A 14,548-nucleotide genomic window follows, 5' to 3' on the forward strand; every position below is an offset into this window, starting at 1 on the left:
GCTCGTCGCGGCTGGCCTTGCCCTCGGCGTAGCGCTGGCGCACCTCGGCCTTGTCCTTGTTGGACAGGCCCGAGGGCATCGGCCCGGCGGGGACGAAGATCGCCGGCAGGTGGCCGAAGCGCAGCGCGCCCATCAGCAGGCCGGGGACGATCTTGTCGCAGATGCCGAGGAACAGCGCGGCGTCGAACATGTTGTGCGACAGCGCCACCGCGGTGGACAGGGCGATCACCTCGCGGCTGGCGATGCCCAGCTCCATGCCCGGCTCGCCCTGGGTCACGCCGTCGCACATGGCCGGCACGCCGCCGGCCACCTGCCCCACCGAGCCGATCTCGCGCAGGGCCTGGCGGAGCTTCTCCGGGTAGTCCTCGTAGGGCTGGTGGGCCGAGAGCATGTCGTTGTAGGCGGTGACGATGGCCACATTGGCCGAATCCATCAGGCGCAGGCGCTGCTTGTCGTGGCCGCCGCAGCCGGCCACGCCGTGGGCGAAGTTGGCGCACTGCAGCTTGCCGCGCTGCGGCCCGTCGCTGGCCGCCTGCTGGATCATCGCCAGGTAGCGCGCGCGGGTGGCGCGGCTGCGCGCCACCAGGCGCTCGGTTACTTCAAGGACGCGGGGATGCATGAACTCGACTCCAGGTAACGGGTGAATTTGTTTTTATAGAAACCACAATACTGCCATTCAACGTACAAATTCACCATAAAATGCAAAATATTTTGTTATTGCAACAACACACTCATCGAACCCCGCTTCCATTCATATAGACCACCACCAGCGCTGGAGGGCATGCAGCATAACGTCCGGCCCGTGCCGCAACCTACCCCGCCCATGGCGCATTCCAGAGGCTTATGACGGTAACGGCCAGGGATTAGCACGAAATTCTCTAAAAAATACCTTGCGCGCAAAATAACTCAGAAGTAAATTCCGTCTCACCAAATTACTTGGCGCACAAAAGATTAACGAACAAACAAACACCTGGAGACCCGCCATGAAAGCCCTGCTCACCCTCACCACCGTCTTCGCGCTTTCCTCCACCAGCTTCGCCGACACCGGCGAGCCGGACAGCCACCGCAGTGGCGCGCTGTACCCGGAATGGCTGGTCAACCACGACGGCTGATCCGGATAGACCCCGACCACTCACCCACCACGCAATCCCTACCCCACTGAAAGGAAACCATCATGAGCATCGAAAACGTCCTCTACCGCGCCTACGCAGAAGCCACCGGCGGCCGTGACGGCCGCGCCATCTCCTCCGACGGCGTACTCGACGTCAGCCTGGCCACCCCTCGTGAACTGGGCGGCGCCGGCGGCGAAGGCACCAACCCCGAGCAACTGTTCGCCGCCGGTTACTCGGCCTGCTTCCTCGGCGCGCTGAAATTCGTCGCCGCCCGCGACAAGCACAAGCTGCCGGCCGATACCTCCATCGAAGGCATCGTGGGCATCGGCGCCATCCCCACCGGTTTCGCCATCGAGGTGGAACTGCGCATCGACATTCCCGGCCTGGACCGCGAGGAAGCCAGCGCCATCGTGGACAAGGCCCACATCGTGTGCCCCTACTCCAATGCCACCCGCGGCAATATCGACGTGACCCTGACGCTGGTCTGAGTGGTATGAGTCGAAAAGGCGGGCATCCCGAACGGGGTGCCCGCCTTCTTGCGCTGTAGGGGCGAATTCATTCGCCAAGCAGGCCGCAGGTCTGCCCTGACGAACATGAACGGGACCGCTTCGCAGCCCTTGGCGAATGAATTCGCCCCTACAATGAATGCACTTCAGTCCAGCCGTGTAGGGTGGATAGCGCTTTTCTATCCACCAGCGAAGCCGTGCAAGACACCGATGGTGGAAATCCCCAAAGGGATTTCCACCCTACACCCACACCGCCAGGGAGCGCAGCATGATCCTCTCCACCACCCCCACCCTCGAAGGCCGTGCCATCCGCGAATACAAGGGCATAGTGGTCGGCGAAGCCATTCTCGGCGCCAACGTGTTCCGCGACCTGTTCGCCGGCATCCGCGACATCATCGGCGGGCGTTCCGGCGCCTATGAGAAGGAGCTGGCCCGCGCGCGGGAAATCGCCTTCGAAGAACTGTCCGAACGCGCCGAGAAGCTCGGAGCCAATGCGGTGGTCGGCATCGATATCGACTACGAGGTGGTCGGCCAGAACGGCAGCATGCTGATGGTGAGCATCAGCGGCACGGCCGTGGTGATCTGATTCAGCCGCCCCTGGCCTTCAGCTGCTGCTTTTCCCGCGCCAGCTTGTAGGCCACGTAGTACTTGTAGATGTTGCCCACGTAGTCCACCGTCTCGCGCCCCACCACGCGCGCGGCGGCGTGCTCGACATTGCCGAACCAGACGTTCTTGTCCAGCCCGGACTTCTCCGCCAACCGCCGGAACTTGCGCAGGTTACCCGGCCCAGCGTTGTAGGCGGCGAAAGCCATCAGGGTGCGATTCATCGGCGTCAGCGCCGGGTCGTCGAGGTATCTGGACACCAGCAGGCGCAGGTACTTGCTGCCGGCCTCGATATTGCGGTCGGCGCTCTTGTCGACGTCTGCGATGCCGACACTGGGGTCGGCCGCGGTGCTGGGCAGCAGCTGCATCACGCCCACCGCCCCACGCTGGCTGCGGGCCTGCTGGTTGAGCTGGGACTCCTGGTAACCCTGGGCCATCAGCATCAGGTAGTCGAAGTCGTAGGTGCCGGCATGCTTCTCGAAGAAGGTCACCAGTTCGGCGAAACGCTTGAACTCTTCTTCGCTGGTGGCGGCATAGAGCGCCTTGCTGTTCTTCACGTACTTGTTGCGCAGGGCGTTGCCGAATGCCGTGCCCAGCTTGTGCCCCTTGGCGAATTCGGACAGGACCTTGCGCAATTGCGGGCTGCCCTTGCGTACGGCCCAGGCGATCTCCGTATCGTCCCGCAGGTAGAACGCATCGTGGATCACCAGCTGCGTCAGCATGGATTGCCAGATCTCGGCGATGTAACGGTCGACCACGGTAGCGCCGATCAGGCCGGCATTGACCATTTCCAGCAAGTCCTCGGACTCGAGGTTCTCATCGGCGGGCTTGATCTGCACAGGCGCCAGCCCGCGCTTCTCGAAGGTTTCGTTGAGCGCCACCAGGTGCTCGTAATAGCTGCTGGAGGGCCGCACCGTGATCTCCATTCCGGAGAGGTCCTCGATTTTCGTCAGCGGCTGGCTGCCGGGGCCGGTCACCAGAGCCTCGCGAATGCCCTTGGCGAAGGGCTCGCTGAAATCCACCGTTTCCAGGCGCATTCCGGTAATCGCCAGCCCGCCAGCGCTGATGTCGCCAATGCCGGCCACCAGCTTGGGCAACAGTTCATCCCGTGCGACCGGAATGAACAGCACCCGCCAGTGCAGGGACTTGTTCTTGAAGGGGTACTTCTTGTCGAGCCAGTCCACGAAGGCCCTGCCGATCTCGTAGCCGATGCCCAGCTGCCGCCCGCGATCGACGGCGTAGAACGTCTTGCTGTAAGGCACCAGGATGCGCACCAGGCGGCGTTCCCGCATGCCCTGGAAGTCGCCCGTCCAGATCGGCGGGACGGGCAGCACCATGGCATCGACTTCAGCCTCTTCCGCCGCGCTCAGCTCGACGCTGGGCAGTTCCTCCGCCCACGCACTCCTCACCAGCAGAAGCAGCACCAGGGCCACCAGCTGCAGGGAATGCACGGATCTCATGGAGCACCGCCTTCGCCGCCGCTGGCGGCGGGATCAGAAAATCTCCTCGACCATCCTGAACGGATAGGGAGCGGCCTTGTACTTGCCGAGCCTGCCGCGCTTGGGCAACTCCACCTTGCTGTCGCGGGTCAGGTCCTTGTACGGAATCTGCTTGAGCAGGTGGCTGATGATATTCAGCCGCACCCGCCGCTTGTCTTCCGAGAGCGCCATGTACCAGGGCGCCCAGGAGGAGTCGGTGGCCGCGAACATTTCGTCGCGGGCCCGGGTGTAGTCGTCCCAGCGGGTATAGGACTTGAGGTCCATGGGCGAGAGCTTCCAGACCTTGCGCCCGTCATCGATGCGGTCCTTGAGGCGACGGGTCTGCTCCTCGGCGCTCACTTCCAGCCAGTACTTGATGAGGATGATCCCGGACTCGACCATCATCTTCTCGAACAAGGGGGTCACGGCGAGGAACTTGTGCGACTGTTCCTCGGTGCAGAAGCCCATGACCCGCTCGACGCCGGCGCGGTTGTACCAACTGCGGTCGAAGATCACCACTTCGCCAGCCGCAGGCATATGGGTCAGGTAGCGCTGGCCGTACATCTGGGTCTTCTCCCGGTCGGTGGGGGCCGGCAGCGCCACGACGCGGAACACCCGCGGGCTGACCCGCTCGGTGATGGCCTTGATGGTCCCGCCCTTGCCGGCACCATCGCGCCCCTCGAACACGATGCAGACCTTGAGCCCCTGGGCCACCACCCACTGCTGGAGCTTCACCAGCTCCACATGCAGGCGCTTGAGTTGTTCCTCGTACGCCTTGCGACCGATCTTGCCCTGCTCCGCCGACTCGCTGGCGGCGGCCTTCTTCTTGCCCTTTGCCATGACCCACTCCGTTGTATGGAAATCCGTTCAATACAAGCTAGCTGAGCTCTGGCAGCTTGCAGCTGCGGCGAAACGCCTCCGGTCGGCGCTACCCCGTAAACGCACGACGCCCCGCCTGTCGGGACAGGTCGGGGCGTCGTTCGCAGGCGGGGTCGGCACTTATTCGGCGAGGCTCAGCTCGCCCTCGGGCTCTTGCCGACCGCGCGTGGCCAGGCAGTAGTAGAGCGGGCAGGTCACCAGCAGGCCGACCAGCCAGGAAAGGTCCACGCCCTCGATATAGTTGGCGTAGGGCCCGACGTAGAGCGCGGTATTGGCGAAGGGCAGCTGCACCAGGATGCCAATGAAGTAGGCCGTGATCGCATGGGGGTTGAAGCGCCCGTAGATGCCGCCGTCGGCCCTGAAGATCGAGGCGATGTCGTAACGGCCGCGCTTGATCAGGTAGAAATCCACCAGGTTGATGGTGGCCCAGGGCACCAGGACCAGCAGCAGCGCCAGGATCAGGCCGATGAAGTGGGAAATGAAATTGGCCGAGGCGCCCAGGGCCATCACGCAACTGCCGGCCAGCACCACGGCGGAAAGGACCACCCGCACGCGGATGCTCGGCGTCCAGCTGCCGGCGAAGGTCTGGATCGAGGTGACGATGGACAGCACGGCGCCGTACAGGTTGAGGGCGTTGTGGCTGATGATGTTGAGCAGGAACAGCAGCATCAGCAGCGGGCCGAGCACGCCGGTGGCCTGCTTCACCGCCGCCATGGCTTCGGTGCCTTCCGGGGTTGCCAGCACGGCCACGGCGCCGAAGCTGAAGGACAGGATGGTGCCCAGGCAGGCGCCGAAATAGGTGGCCCAGAACGGCCTGGCGATGCCGATGCCGGCCGGCAGGTAGCGGGAGTAGTCCGACACGTAGGGCGAGAAGCTCAGCTGCCAGATGATCCCCAGGCAGATGGTGGCCAGGAAGCCCGCCAGGTTGTAGCCGCCACGGCTGAAGAAATCCGCCGGCAGTTCGCTGCAGAAGATGGCGACGAAGCCGGCCAGCAATGCGCCGCCCATCACCCAGGTGCCGATGCGGTTGAGGGTATGGATGAAGCGGTAGCCGATCACGCCGATGGCGGTGGCGCTGATGGCGCCGATGATGATGGCTGCCGGCAACGGCACGGCCGGGGCGATGCCGTGGATCGACTCGCCCGCCAGGACGATGTTGGAGATGAAGAAGCCGACGTAGATGACCGCGGCGAACAACACGATCAGCAGTGCGCCGTAGCGGCCGAACTGCCCGCGGCTCTGGACCATCTGCGGGATACCCATCTGCGGCCCCTGGGCCGAGGCGAGGGCGATGAACACACCGCCGATCATGTGTCCCAGCGCGATGGCCAGCAGGCCCCAGAGCAGGTCGAGGTGGAACACCTGGACCACCATGGCCCCGGTGACTATCGGCAGCGGCGCGATATTGGTGCTGAACCAGAGGGTGAACAGGTCGCGCGCCTTGCCATGACGCTCGGCGGGCGGCACGTAGTCGACGGTATGGTTCTCGATCAGCGTCTGCTGGGAATTCTCGGACATCGTCTTGCCTTGCTTATTGTCTTTGTAGAAAAGCCTCGAGGGCCTGGCTCTCGGGGGCGCGTCGGCAGCCCGATAAGCGAACACCATATTATGGTATTCCAAGACTCAGACAAGGCTTTTTTCCGAGCCGATCTGTACTGAAATGGATCTTTGCGCCTGCTGAAACGTTCAACCTTTTCTCGCCTGATACCCGTATTCACTGGGCTTCATCGACTTAACCGACGTTCGTCGGCAAGCCAAAAGCTGCGAAAAAATACTGCTTGCATTGAAAGTATTACGGTATACCATCAGACACAGATGCGCTGCCGGTCGCAGCCACTCGCTCCCGATAGGTACCCGAAATGATCGACACCAATGCCTACAAACAAGTCATGGGCTCCTTCCCCTCCGGCGTCACCGTCATCACCACCCTGGACGATGACGGCCAGATCGTCGGGCTGACCGCCAGCGCCTTCAGTTCCCTGTCCATGGACCCGGCCCTGGTGCTGTTCTGCCCCAACTACAGCTCCGACTCCTACCCGGTGCTGATCAGGAGCAAGCGCTTCGCCATCCACCTGCTCTCCGCCGACCAGCAGGGCGAGGCCTACGCCTTCGCCAAAAAAGGCAAGGACAAGGCCCTGGGCATCGACTGGACCCTGAGCGAACTGGGCAACCCGATCCTGGCCAACGCCACCGCCATCATCGAATGCGAGCTGTGGCGCGAATACGAAGGCGGCGACCACGCCATCCTGGTGGGCGCCGTGAAGAACCTGATCGTGCCCGAACAGGCCGTGGTGCCGATGGTCTACTGCCGCGGCAAGATGGGGGCGCTGCAGGCCTTCGCCTGATTCATTACTCCTGTGCTTTGATTCCCGCCCCCTTATTGGGGGCTTTTTTTGCGCGTCCGCTGGCGGAAAGCCGCCCGCCCCATCTACGAACTGCAAGCCTGCGAATGGAGCCAGCCCGGTAGGGTGCGCCGTGCGCACCAGCGTCTGGGCGTGGCGCCGGATCTACCCCTGGAATCGGTGCGCGCAACGCACCCTACCGTGAAGCACGTACGGGCTTCACGCACGAGGCCAGGTTTTCCCCCGGTTTCACCGGAAGACAGGGAGGACTGACGGAAAACCTTGCAGATATCCCGTATTATGGTATACCAATATCCAGCAAACCGCCCCGCCCTTCCGAGGGCATCGGCAGGGTTCCCCCACAGCAGCCGGCCGGTCCATGGCCGAACAGAAAAAGGTTCGAGGTAAGCGACATGAAATTCTCTTTGTTCGTGCACATGGAGCGCTATGACGAGCAGATCAGCCACCGTCAGCTCTTCGAAGACCTGACCGAGCTGACGCTGATGGCCGAAGCCGGCGGCTTCAGCACCGTGTGGATCGGCGAGCACCATGCGATGGAGTACACCATCTCGCCGAGCCCCATGCCGTTGCTGTCCTACCTGGCCGCGCGCACCAGCACCATCCGCCTGGGCGCCGGCACCATCATCGCGCCCTTCTGGCACCCCATCCGCGTCGCTGGTGAATGCGCGCTGCTGGACGTGATCAGCAACGGCCGCATGGAAGTGGGCCTGGCCCGCGGCGCCTACCAGTACGAATTCGACCGCATGGCCGGCGGCATGCCCGCCACCAGTGGCGGCCAGGCCCTGCGCGAGATGGTCCCGGTGGTGAAAGCCCTGTGGCAGGGCGATGTCGCCCATGACGGCGAAATCTGGAAGTTCCCCACCTCCACCTCCTCGCCGCGTCCGATCCAGAAGCCCACCCCGCCGATCTGGATCGCCGCCCGCGACCCGGACTCCCACAACTTCGCCGTGGCCAATGGCTGCAACGTGATGGTCACCCCGCTGATGAAGGGCGACGAGGAAGTGGTGGACCTGAAGAACAAGTTCGAGGCCGCCCTGGCCAACAACCCCGACGTGCCGCGCCCGCAACTCATGGTGCTGCGCCACACCCACGTACACGGCGTGGACGACCCGGAAGGCTGGAAGGTCGGCGCGGCCGCCATCTCGCGCTTCTACCGCACCTTCGATGCCTGGTTCGGCAACAAGGAAACCCCGGTCAACGGCATCCTCCAGCCGAGTCCGGAAGAGAAGTTCAAGGACCGCCCGGAGTTCGAGCTGGAGAACATCCGCAAGAACACCATGATCGGCACCCCGGAAGAAGTGATCGCGCGTATCCGCCACTACCAGGAACTGGGCGTGGACGAGTTCAGCTTCTGGGCCGACAACAGCCTGTCCCACGCCGAGAAGAAGAAGTCCCTGGAACTCTTCATCGAGCACGTGGTGCCGGCGTTCCGCTAACGGCAATGCCCCCTGCGGCGCTTGGCCCGGATTTCATCCGGCTACACGCTGTCCTTCTTTGTGGGGGCGAATTCATTCGCGAAGGGGCGCGCAGCGCCCCCCATTGCAGCAACCGGCCGGGCCTGCGGCCCGGTCAGCGAATGAATTCGTCCCCACAGGAAAGGCATCTGACTCTCCCTTCCTATCTATTTCTTAGTGGAATATCGTATTACGGTATTCCATGCTTTCCCTTATCCTTCGCGCCCACCGCCCGCTGCATCCAGGCCTCCCCTCTCGTTCCCCACGACCTTCCGTCGCCATGCCCTGCCCTCCCCCGGCACCTGGCTCTTGCATATTCAATATTATGGTATACCATCAGACAGCAAGAGACTTCCCCAACCAGGAGAGCCCAATGAGCTTCGAAATCCGCAAGATCGTCAGCTACGTGGAAGAGACCTTCATCGAAGGCGGCAAGGCCGCCGACAAGCCGGTGACCATGGTGGGCCTGGCCGTGGTGATCAAGAACCCGTGGCTCGGCCGTGGTTTCGTCGAAGACCTCAAGCCCGAGATCAAGGCCAACTGCTCCGACCTCGGCGCCATGATGGTCGAGCGCCTGACCGCCGCCATCGGCGGTGCCGCGAAGATCGAGGCCTATGGCAAGGCCGCCGTGGTCGGCGCCGATGGCGAGATCGAGCACGCTTCCGCGGTGATCCACACCCTGCGCTTCGGCAACCACTACCGCCAGGCGGTGAACGCCAAGAGCTACCTGAGCTTCACCAACAAGCGCGGCGGCCCGGGCACCTCGATCCAGATCCCGATGATGCACAAGGACGACGAGGGCCTGCGCTCCCACTACATCACCCTGGAAATGCAGATCGAAGACGCACCGCGCGCCGACGAGATCATCGTCGTGCTGGGCGCTGCCGACGGTGGCCGCCTGCACCCGCGCATCGGCAACCGCTACATCGATCTGGAAGAACTGGCCGCCGAGCAGGCGCAGGCCCAGTGATCCCAAGGCCCGTGCAGGAGCGATCCATGATTCGGCTCACCGCTGAACGCACCCCGGCCGGCACCAGTTACCTGGCGACCGGCCAAGGCCACCCCGTGGTACTGATCCACGGCGTCGGCCTGAACAAGGAAATGTGGGGCGGCCAGATCGTCGGTCTGGCGCCGCACTTCCAGGTCATCGCCTACGACATGCTCGGCCACGGCGCCAGCCCGCGCCCGGAGCCGGGCACCGGCCTGGTGGGCTACGCCGAGCAGCTGCGCGAACTGCTGGAGCACCTGAAGCTGGAGCGGGCCACCGTCATCGGCTTCTCCATGGGTGGCCTGGTGGCGCGGGCCTTCGCCCTGCACCACCCGCAGCACCTGGAAGGCCTGGTGATCCTCAACAGCGTGTTCAACCGCAGCGCCGAACAGCGCGCCGGGGTGATCGAACGCACCCGCCAGGCCGCCGAACACGGCCCGGACGCCAACGCCGAAGCGGCGCTGTCGCGCTGGTTCAGCCGCGAGTACCAGGCGGCCAACCCGGCGCAGATCGCCGCCATCCGCCAGACCCTTGCCAGCAACGATCCGCAGGGCTATCTGACTACCTATGAACTCTTCGCCACCCAGGACATGTACCGCGCCGAGGACCTCGGCAGCATCAAGGTGCCGACCCTGGTGGCCACCGGCGAGCTGGACCCCGGCTCGACGCCCGAAATGGCCAGCCAGCTGGCCGAACGCATACCCGGCGCGCGGGTCGCGGTGCTCGAAGAACAGCGGCACATGATGCCGGTGGAGTCGCCGCGCCTGGTCAACCAGATGCTGCTGGACTTCCTCCAGCAGGCGCAGACCTTACAGAACCAAGCAAAGGGGATCGTCGCATGACGCTCGCACGCTTCCAGATGTGCATCGGCGGCCAGTGGGTCGATGCGCTGTCCGGCAAGACCTTCCAAAGCCTCAACCCGGCCCTGGCCGAACCCTGGGCGGAGCTGCCCGATGCCGACGAAGCGGATGTCGAGCGCGCCGTGCAGGCGGCCCAGAAGGCCTTCGAGAATCCCGCCTGGCGCGGCCTTTCCGCCACCGCGCGGGGCAAGCTGCTGCGCCGCCTGGGCGACCTGATCGCCGAGAACAGGGAACACCTGGCCCAGCTGGAAAGCCGCGACAACGGCAAGCTGATCCGCGAGACCCGTGGCCAGGTCGGCTACCTGCCGGAATTCTTCCACTACACCGCGGGCCTGGCGGACAAGCTGGAAGGCGGCACCCTGCCGATCGACAAGGCCGACATGTTCGCCTACACCGTCCACGAGCCGCTGGGCGTGGTGGCCGGGATCATCCCCTGGAACAGCCCGCTGTACCTGACCGCGATCAAGCTGGCCCCGGCGCTCGCCGCCGGCAACACCATCGTGCTGAAGCCCTCCGAGCACGCCTCGGCGACCATCCTCGAACTGGCGCGCCTGGCCCTGGAGGCCGGCTTCCCGGCCGGGGTGGTCAACGTGGTCACCGGTTTCGGCCCGAGCACCGGCGCGGCGCTGACCCGCCATCCGCTGGTGCGCAAGATCGCCTTCACCGGCGGCGCCGCCACCGCCCGCCATGTGGTGCGCAGCAGCGCGGAAAACTTTGCCAAGCTGTCGCTGGAACTGGGTGGCAAGTCGCCCAACATCATCTTCGCCGACGCCGACCTGGACAGCGCCATCAACGGCGCCGTGGCCAGCATCTACGCCGCCTCCGGGCAGAGCTGCGTAGCCGGCTCGCGCCTCTTGGTGCAGGACGAGATCTACGACGAATTCGTCGAGCGCCTGGTGGAGCGCGCCAAGCGCATCCGCATCGGCAACCCCCAGGACGACAGCAGCGAGATGGGCCCCATGGCCACCGCCCAGCAGCTCGCCGTGGTCGAAGGCCTGGTGGCCGATGCCATCGCCGAAGGTGCGCGCCTGCGCCTGGGCGGCAAGCGCCCCGAGCTCGACGCCAAGGGCTGGTACTACGAGCCGACCCTGTTCGAGTGCGACCGCAACTCGATGAAGATCATGCAGGAGGAAGTCTTCGGCCCGGTGGCTTCGGTGATCCGCTTCAAGGACGAGGCAGAAGCCCTGGCGATCGCCAACGACTCCCAGTTCGGCCTCGCCGCCGGCATCTGGACCCGCGACCTCGGCCGTGCACACCGCCTGGCCCGCGACATCCGCTCCGGGATCATCTGGGTCAACACCTACCGTGCGGTTTCCGCCATGGCCCCCATCGGCGGCTTCCACAACAGCGGCTACGGCCGTGAGAGCGGCATCGACTCGGTGCTGGCCTACACCGAACTGAAGACGGTGTGGATCAACCTCTCGCAGGCGCCCATGCCCGACCCCTTCGTGATGCGTTGAGAGGAGACCCGCGATGATCGAACCCGGCATTTACAAAGACGTGATGGGCTCCTTCCCCTCCGGCGTCACCGTGGTCACCACCCTGGACGCCGAGGGCGAAATCGTCGGCATCACCGCCAGCGCCTTCAGCGCCCTGTCCATCGAGCCGCCGCTGGTGCTGTTCTGCCCCAACTACGCCTCGGACACCTACCCGGTGCTGCGCGACAGCAAGCAGTTCGCCATCCACCTGCTCTGCGCCGACCAGCAGGCCGAGGCCTACGCCTTCGCCAGGAAGGGCAAGGACAAGGCCAAGGGCATCGAATGGCACCTGAGCGAGCGGGGCAACCCGCTGCTGACCAAGGCCACCGCCATCATCGAGTGCGAGCTGTGGCGCGAATACGACGGTGGCGACCACGCCATCATCGTCGGGGCGGTGAAGAACCTGATCCTGCCCAAGGACGAGGTCACGCCCATGGTCTACCACAAGGGCAAGCTCGGCGCCCTGCCGGAGATCGCCTGAACCACGCGACCGAGACGAAGTTCGAGGGAGGAATCACCAATGAGCAACGACAAGTACGCCAAGGGCCTGGAGATCCGCACCCGGGTGCTGGGCGAAGCCTATGTGAACAAGTCGATCCAGAACGCCGACGACTTCACCCGCCCGTTGCAGGAGCTGGTCACCGAGTACTGCTGGGGCCACGTCTGGGGCCGGGACGGCTTATCGCTGAAGGAACGCAGCATGATAAACTTGGCCATGATTTCGGCGCTCAACCGCCCCCATGAGCTGAAGCTGCATGTCCGCGGCGCCCTGCGCAACGGCCTGTCCCGCGAGCAGATCCGCGAGATCCTCCTGCAAGTCGGCATCTACTGCGGCGTGCCGGCGGCGGTAGACAGCTTCCGCATCGCCCGCGAGGCTTTCGCCGAAGCCGATGCCGAGGCCCAGGGTTGACCGCCGGCGCCACCCGATGATGGAGCACCCTCTGGTGCTCCTTCGTTTTTCCTACGGACAGCCATTACCAGAGCGGACCACATGAAACGCTTGCCCCTCGACGACAGCTTCAAGGTCAACCGCAATCCCGTCACCCTGCGCGAGATCGTCCTCGACAAGCTGCGGGGCGCCATCCTGAACTTCCAGCTGCTGCCCGGCGACCGCCTGGTGGAGCGCGACCTCTGCGACCGCCTGGGCGTCAGCCGCACCTCGGTCCGCGAGGCCCTGCGCCACCTGGAATCCGAGGGCCTGGTGGAGTTCGCCGATGCCAAGGGCCCGCGCGTGGCCATCATCACCCTGGAAGACGCCTGCGACATCTACGAGCTGCGCTGCGTGCTCGAGGGTCTGATCGTCCAGCTCTTCACCCTGAATGCCAAGGCCAAGGACATCCGCGCCCTGGAACGCGCCCTGGAGGAAAACCGCAAGGCCCTCGCCGAAGGCGAGCTGCAACAGGTGCTGGAGTCCGTGCAGGGTTTCTATGACGTGCTGCTGGAAGGCTCCGGCAACCACATCGCCGCCACCCAGTTGCGCCAGCTGCAGGCGCGCATCAGCTACCTGCGCGCCACCTCGGTGTCCCAGCAGAACCGCCGCAGCGCCAGCAACCAGGAAATGGAACGCATGGTCGAGGCGATCAAGAGCGGCGACCCGCTGGCCGCCCACCAAGCCTCGGTGGACCACGTCCGTGCCGCCGCCAAGGTGGCCCTGGACTACCTCAAGTCCAAGCAGGACGAACCGGGCAAGGTGCGCGAAATCGTCACCCCCATCGTCCTGAAAGAGCCGCGTATCGGACGCTGACGCCATGCCCGCCCCGCGCTTCTGTCCCCGCTGCGGCAGCGGCGGCCTGAGCCGCCAGCGTCCCGCCGGGGACACCCACGAAAGGCTGGTGTGCGCGGACTGCGGCTACGTCCACTATGAAAACCCGAAGATCATCGCCGGCTGCATCATCGAGCAGGACGGCAAGTACCTCCTCTGCCAGCGCGCCATCCCGCCGCGCCCCGGCACCTGGACCCTGCCCGCCGGCTTCATGGAACAGGGCGAGACCACCGAGGAAGCGGCCCTGCGCGAAGTCTGGGAAGAGAGCGGCGTGCGCGCCGAGATCGTCTCGCCCTACTCCATCTTCAGCGTGCCGAAGATCAGCGAGGTCTACATCATCTTCCGTGCCACCGCCCTGGAAGTGACCGGCCAGCACGGCCCGGAAACCCTCGACTACCGCTTCTTCGCCCCCGAGGAGATTCCCTGGGACGCCATCTACTATCCCGCCATCCGGCAGATCCTCGAGCGTTACATCGAGGAGCGCGAGGCGGGGGTGTATGGCATCTACATGGGCAATGACGATACCGGGAAGGTGCATTTCATCCGGTAAGCCGCGCCACCCTCTCCCCCGCCCCCTCTCCCTGAAGAGGAGAGGGGTGACTCGCGCCTGACACTTACGCGACAACCGAAAACTCCGAGGTCATCTGGGAGTGAGGATGTTGCGTCCTGCGCGGACAAGCTCCCCTCTCCCTTCAGGGAGAGGGGCTGGGGGAGAGGGCAAGCCCCCGCTCAGGCCTCAACCCCTTCAACAATGATCACCTCCGCCCTCGCCACCCCCTGGCGATATCCACAGGCCTCCTGGTACTCCGCCGAGCGGTAGCAGGCCAGCGCCTGATCATAGGAATCGAACTCGATCACCACGCTGCGCTGGGGCGTCGGCCTGCCCTCCAGGGCTTCCGAACGGCCGCCACGGGCCAGCAGCCTGCCGCCAAACCTGGCGAAGGCAGCCGGTGCGCGACGGGTGTATTCGCTGTAACGCTCCGGGTCCGTCACATCGACGTGGGCGATCCAGTAAGCCTTCATGCTGACCTCTGCTGTTTCGGCTAAATTGGTATTATGGTATAC

General features: G+C 64.7%; 17 protein-coding genes. 12 read left to right on the plus strand and 5 right to left on the minus strand.

Features of this window, described 5'->3' with window-relative positions; genetic code table 11:
* Positions 1-619, minus strand: a 619-nt coding sequence (locus ACFPU0_RS13995) for a dihydroxy-acid dehydratase (RefSeq protein WP_377693679.1), incomplete at its 3' end; no start/stop codon positions are given.
* Between the two features lie 364 nt (positions 620-983).
* On the opposite strand from ACFPU0_RS13995, the gene ACFPU0_RS14000 reads away from it, so the two are divergent.
* The 3 genes from ACFPU0_RS14000 to ACFPU0_RS14010 all read left to right on the plus strand — a co-directional run bounded on the left by ACFPU0_RS14000 (position 984) and on the right by ACFPU0_RS14010 (position 2,204).
* Positions 984-1,112 (plus strand): hypothetical protein, encoded by a 129-nt coding sequence (locus ACFPU0_RS14000; RefSeq protein ID WP_377693680.1) that lies wholly within the window; start codon positions 984-986, stop codon positions 1,110-1,112.
* A 62-nt stretch (positions 1,113-1,174) separates the two neighbouring features.
* Positions 1,175-1,600, plus strand: a complete 426-nt coding sequence (locus ACFPU0_RS14005; protein ID WP_377693681.1) for an organic hydroperoxide resistance protein — start codon at positions 1,175-1,177, stop codon at positions 1,598-1,600.
* Between the two features lie 286 nt (positions 1,601-1,886).
* On the plus strand, positions 1,887-2,204 hold the full coding sequence (locus tag ACFPU0_RS14010; RefSeq protein WP_377693682.1) for a heavy metal-binding domain-containing protein: 318 nt from the start codon (positions 1,887-1,889) through the stop codon (positions 2,202-2,204).
* Position 2,205: 1 nt separating this feature from the next.
* Here the strand turns inward: ACFPU0_RS14010 and ACFPU0_RS14015 are convergent, their stop codons facing one another.
* From ACFPU0_RS14015 to ACFPU0_RS14025, 3 genes are all read right to left on the minus strand, one after another.
* Positions 2,206-3,681, minus strand: coding sequence for a transglycosylase SLT domain-containing protein (locus tag ACFPU0_RS14015; protein ID WP_377693683.1), 1,476 nt, complete (start codon positions 3,679-3,681; stop codon positions 2,206-2,208).
* Between the two features lie 33 nt (positions 3,682-3,714).
* Positions 3,715-4,539, minus strand: a complete 825-nt coding sequence (gene ppk2, locus ACFPU0_RS14020) for a polyphosphate kinase 2 (protein ID WP_377693684.1) — start codon at positions 4,537-4,539, stop codon at positions 3,715-3,717.
* Between the two features lie 159 nt (positions 4,540-4,698).
* Complete coding sequence (locus tag ACFPU0_RS14025; RefSeq protein ID WP_377693686.1) at positions 4,699-6,096, minus strand: purine-cytosine permease family protein; 1,398 nt, start codon at positions 6,094-6,096, stop codon at positions 4,699-4,701.
* A 341-nt stretch (positions 6,097-6,437) separates the two neighbouring features.
* Between ACFPU0_RS14025 and ACFPU0_RS14030 the strand changes: the two genes are divergently transcribed.
* The 9 genes from ACFPU0_RS14030 (at position 6,438) to ACFPU0_RS14070 (ending at position 14,033) form a co-directional block, all read left to right on the plus strand.
* Entirely contained in the window at positions 6,438-6,923 is a 486-nt protein-coding gene (locus ACFPU0_RS14030) for a flavin reductase family protein (RefSeq protein ID WP_377693687.1), read from the plus strand.
* 410 nt (positions 6,924-7,333) lie between these two features.
* Complete coding sequence (locus ACFPU0_RS14035) at positions 7,334-8,377, plus strand: LLM class flavin-dependent oxidoreductase (RefSeq protein ID WP_377693688.1); 1,044 nt, start codon at positions 7,334-7,336, stop codon at positions 8,375-8,377.
* Positions 8,378-8,768: 391 nt separating this feature from the next.
* The gene (locus ACFPU0_RS14040) at positions 8,769-9,365 is read left to right on the plus strand and encodes an amino acid synthesis family protein (protein ID WP_377693689.1); all 597 of its coding nucleotides are present in this window, start codon (positions 8,769-8,771) and stop codon (positions 9,363-9,365) included.
* Between the two features lie 26 nt (positions 9,366-9,391).
* A complete protein-coding gene (locus ACFPU0_RS14045; protein ID WP_377693690.1) occupies positions 9,392-10,225 on the plus strand; it encodes an alpha/beta fold hydrolase in 834 nt (277 codons plus the stop codon).
* Entirely contained in the window at positions 10,222-11,703 is a 1,482-nt protein-coding gene (locus ACFPU0_RS14050; protein ID WP_377693691.1) for an aldehyde dehydrogenase, read from the plus strand. Before ACFPU0_RS14045 ends, ACFPU0_RS14050 begins: the two co-directional genes overlap by 4 nt.
* Before the next feature lie 13 nt (positions 11,704-11,716).
* Positions 11,717-12,202 carry a flavin reductase family protein gene (locus ACFPU0_RS14055; protein WP_377693692.1) on the plus strand — a complete coding sequence of 162 codons (486 nt, stop codon included), beginning with the start codon at positions 11,717-11,719 and terminating at the stop codon, positions 12,200-12,202.
* Between the two features lie 39 nt (positions 12,203-12,241).
* Positions 12,242-12,631 (plus strand): carboxymuconolactone decarboxylase family protein, encoded by a 390-nt coding sequence (locus ACFPU0_RS14060; protein ID WP_377693693.1) that lies wholly within the window; start codon positions 12,242-12,244, stop codon positions 12,629-12,631.
* An 81-nt stretch (positions 12,632-12,712) separates the two neighbouring features.
* On the plus strand, positions 12,713-13,465 hold the full coding sequence (locus tag ACFPU0_RS14065) for a GntR family transcriptional regulator (RefSeq protein WP_377693694.1): 753 nt from the start codon (positions 12,713-12,715) through the stop codon (positions 13,463-13,465).
* A gap of 4 nt (positions 13,466-13,469) precedes the next feature.
* Complete coding sequence (locus ACFPU0_RS14070) at positions 13,470-14,033, plus strand: NUDIX hydrolase (protein WP_377693695.1); 564 nt, start codon at positions 13,470-13,472, stop codon at positions 14,031-14,033.
* A 179-nt stretch (positions 14,034-14,212) separates the two neighbouring features.
* On the opposite strand, the gene ACFPU0_RS14075 is transcribed toward ACFPU0_RS14070, so the two are convergent.
* Positions 14,213-14,506, minus strand: a complete 294-nt coding sequence (locus ACFPU0_RS14075; protein ID WP_377693696.1) for a DUF1330 domain-containing protein — start codon at positions 14,504-14,506, stop codon at positions 14,213-14,215.
* Positions 14,507-14,548: the final 42 nt, after the last annotated feature.

The sequence above is a fragment of the Pseudomonas sp. GCM10022186 genome (assembly GCF_042656385.1).
Taxonomy (GTDB): domain Bacteria; phylum Pseudomonadota; class Gammaproteobacteria; order Pseudomonadales; family Pseudomonadaceae; genus Metapseudomonas.

Excerpts from the sequence above, each read along its gene's own strand:
- ACFPU0_RS14000 (WP_377693680.1), top strand. The coding sequence starts at position 984 with ATGAAAGCCCTGCTCACCCTCACCACCGTCTTCGCGCTTTCCTCCACC.
- ACFPU0_RS14005 (WP_377693681.1), top strand. The coding sequence starts at position 1,175 with ATGAGCATCGAAAACGTCCTCTACCGCGCCTACGCAGAAGCCACCGGC.
- ACFPU0_RS14010 (WP_377693682.1), top strand. The coding sequence starts at position 1,887 with ATGATCCTCTCCACCACCCCCACCCTCGAAGGCCGTGCCATCCGCGAA.
- ACFPU0_RS14015 (WP_377693683.1), bottom strand. The coding sequence starts at position 3,681 with ATGAGATCCGTGCATTCCCTGCAGCTGGTGGCCCTGGTGCTGCTTCTG.
- ppk2 (WP_377693684.1), bottom strand. The coding sequence starts at position 4,539 with ATGGCAAAGGGCAAGAAGAAGGCCGCCGCCAGCGAGTCGGCGGAGCAG.
- ACFPU0_RS14025 (WP_377693686.1), bottom strand. The coding sequence starts at position 6,096 with ATGTCCGAGAATTCCCAGCAGACGCTGATCGAGAACCATACCGTCGAC.
- ACFPU0_RS14030 (WP_377693687.1), top strand. The coding sequence starts at position 6,438 with ATGATCGACACCAATGCCTACAAACAAGTCATGGGCTCCTTCCCCTCC.
- ACFPU0_RS14035 (WP_377693688.1), top strand. The coding sequence starts at position 7,334 with ATGAAATTCTCTTTGTTCGTGCACATGGAGCGCTATGACGAGCAGATC.
- ACFPU0_RS14040 (WP_377693689.1), top strand. The coding sequence starts at position 8,769 with ATGAGCTTCGAAATCCGCAAGATCGTCAGCTACGTGGAAGAGACCTTC.
- ACFPU0_RS14045 (WP_377693690.1), top strand. The coding sequence starts at position 9,392 with ATGATTCGGCTCACCGCTGAACGCACCCCGGCCGGCACCAGTTACCTG.
- ACFPU0_RS14050 (WP_377693691.1), top strand. The coding sequence starts at position 10,222 with ATGACGCTCGCACGCTTCCAGATGTGCATCGGCGGCCAGTGGGTCGAT.
- ACFPU0_RS14055 (WP_377693692.1), top strand. The coding sequence starts at position 11,717 with ATGATCGAACCCGGCATTTACAAAGACGTGATGGGCTCCTTCCCCTCC.
- ACFPU0_RS14060 (WP_377693693.1), top strand. The coding sequence starts at position 12,242 with ATGAGCAACGACAAGTACGCCAAGGGCCTGGAGATCCGCACCCGGGTG.
- ACFPU0_RS14065 (WP_377693694.1), top strand. The coding sequence starts at position 12,713 with ATGAAACGCTTGCCCCTCGACGACAGCTTCAAGGTCAACCGCAATCCC.
- ACFPU0_RS14070 (WP_377693695.1), top strand. The coding sequence starts at position 13,470 with ATGCCCGCCCCGCGCTTCTGTCCCCGCTGCGGCAGCGGCGGCCTGAGC.
- ACFPU0_RS14075 (WP_377693696.1), bottom strand. The coding sequence starts at position 14,506 with ATGAAGGCTTACTGGATCGCCCACGTCGATGTGACGGACCCGGAGCGT.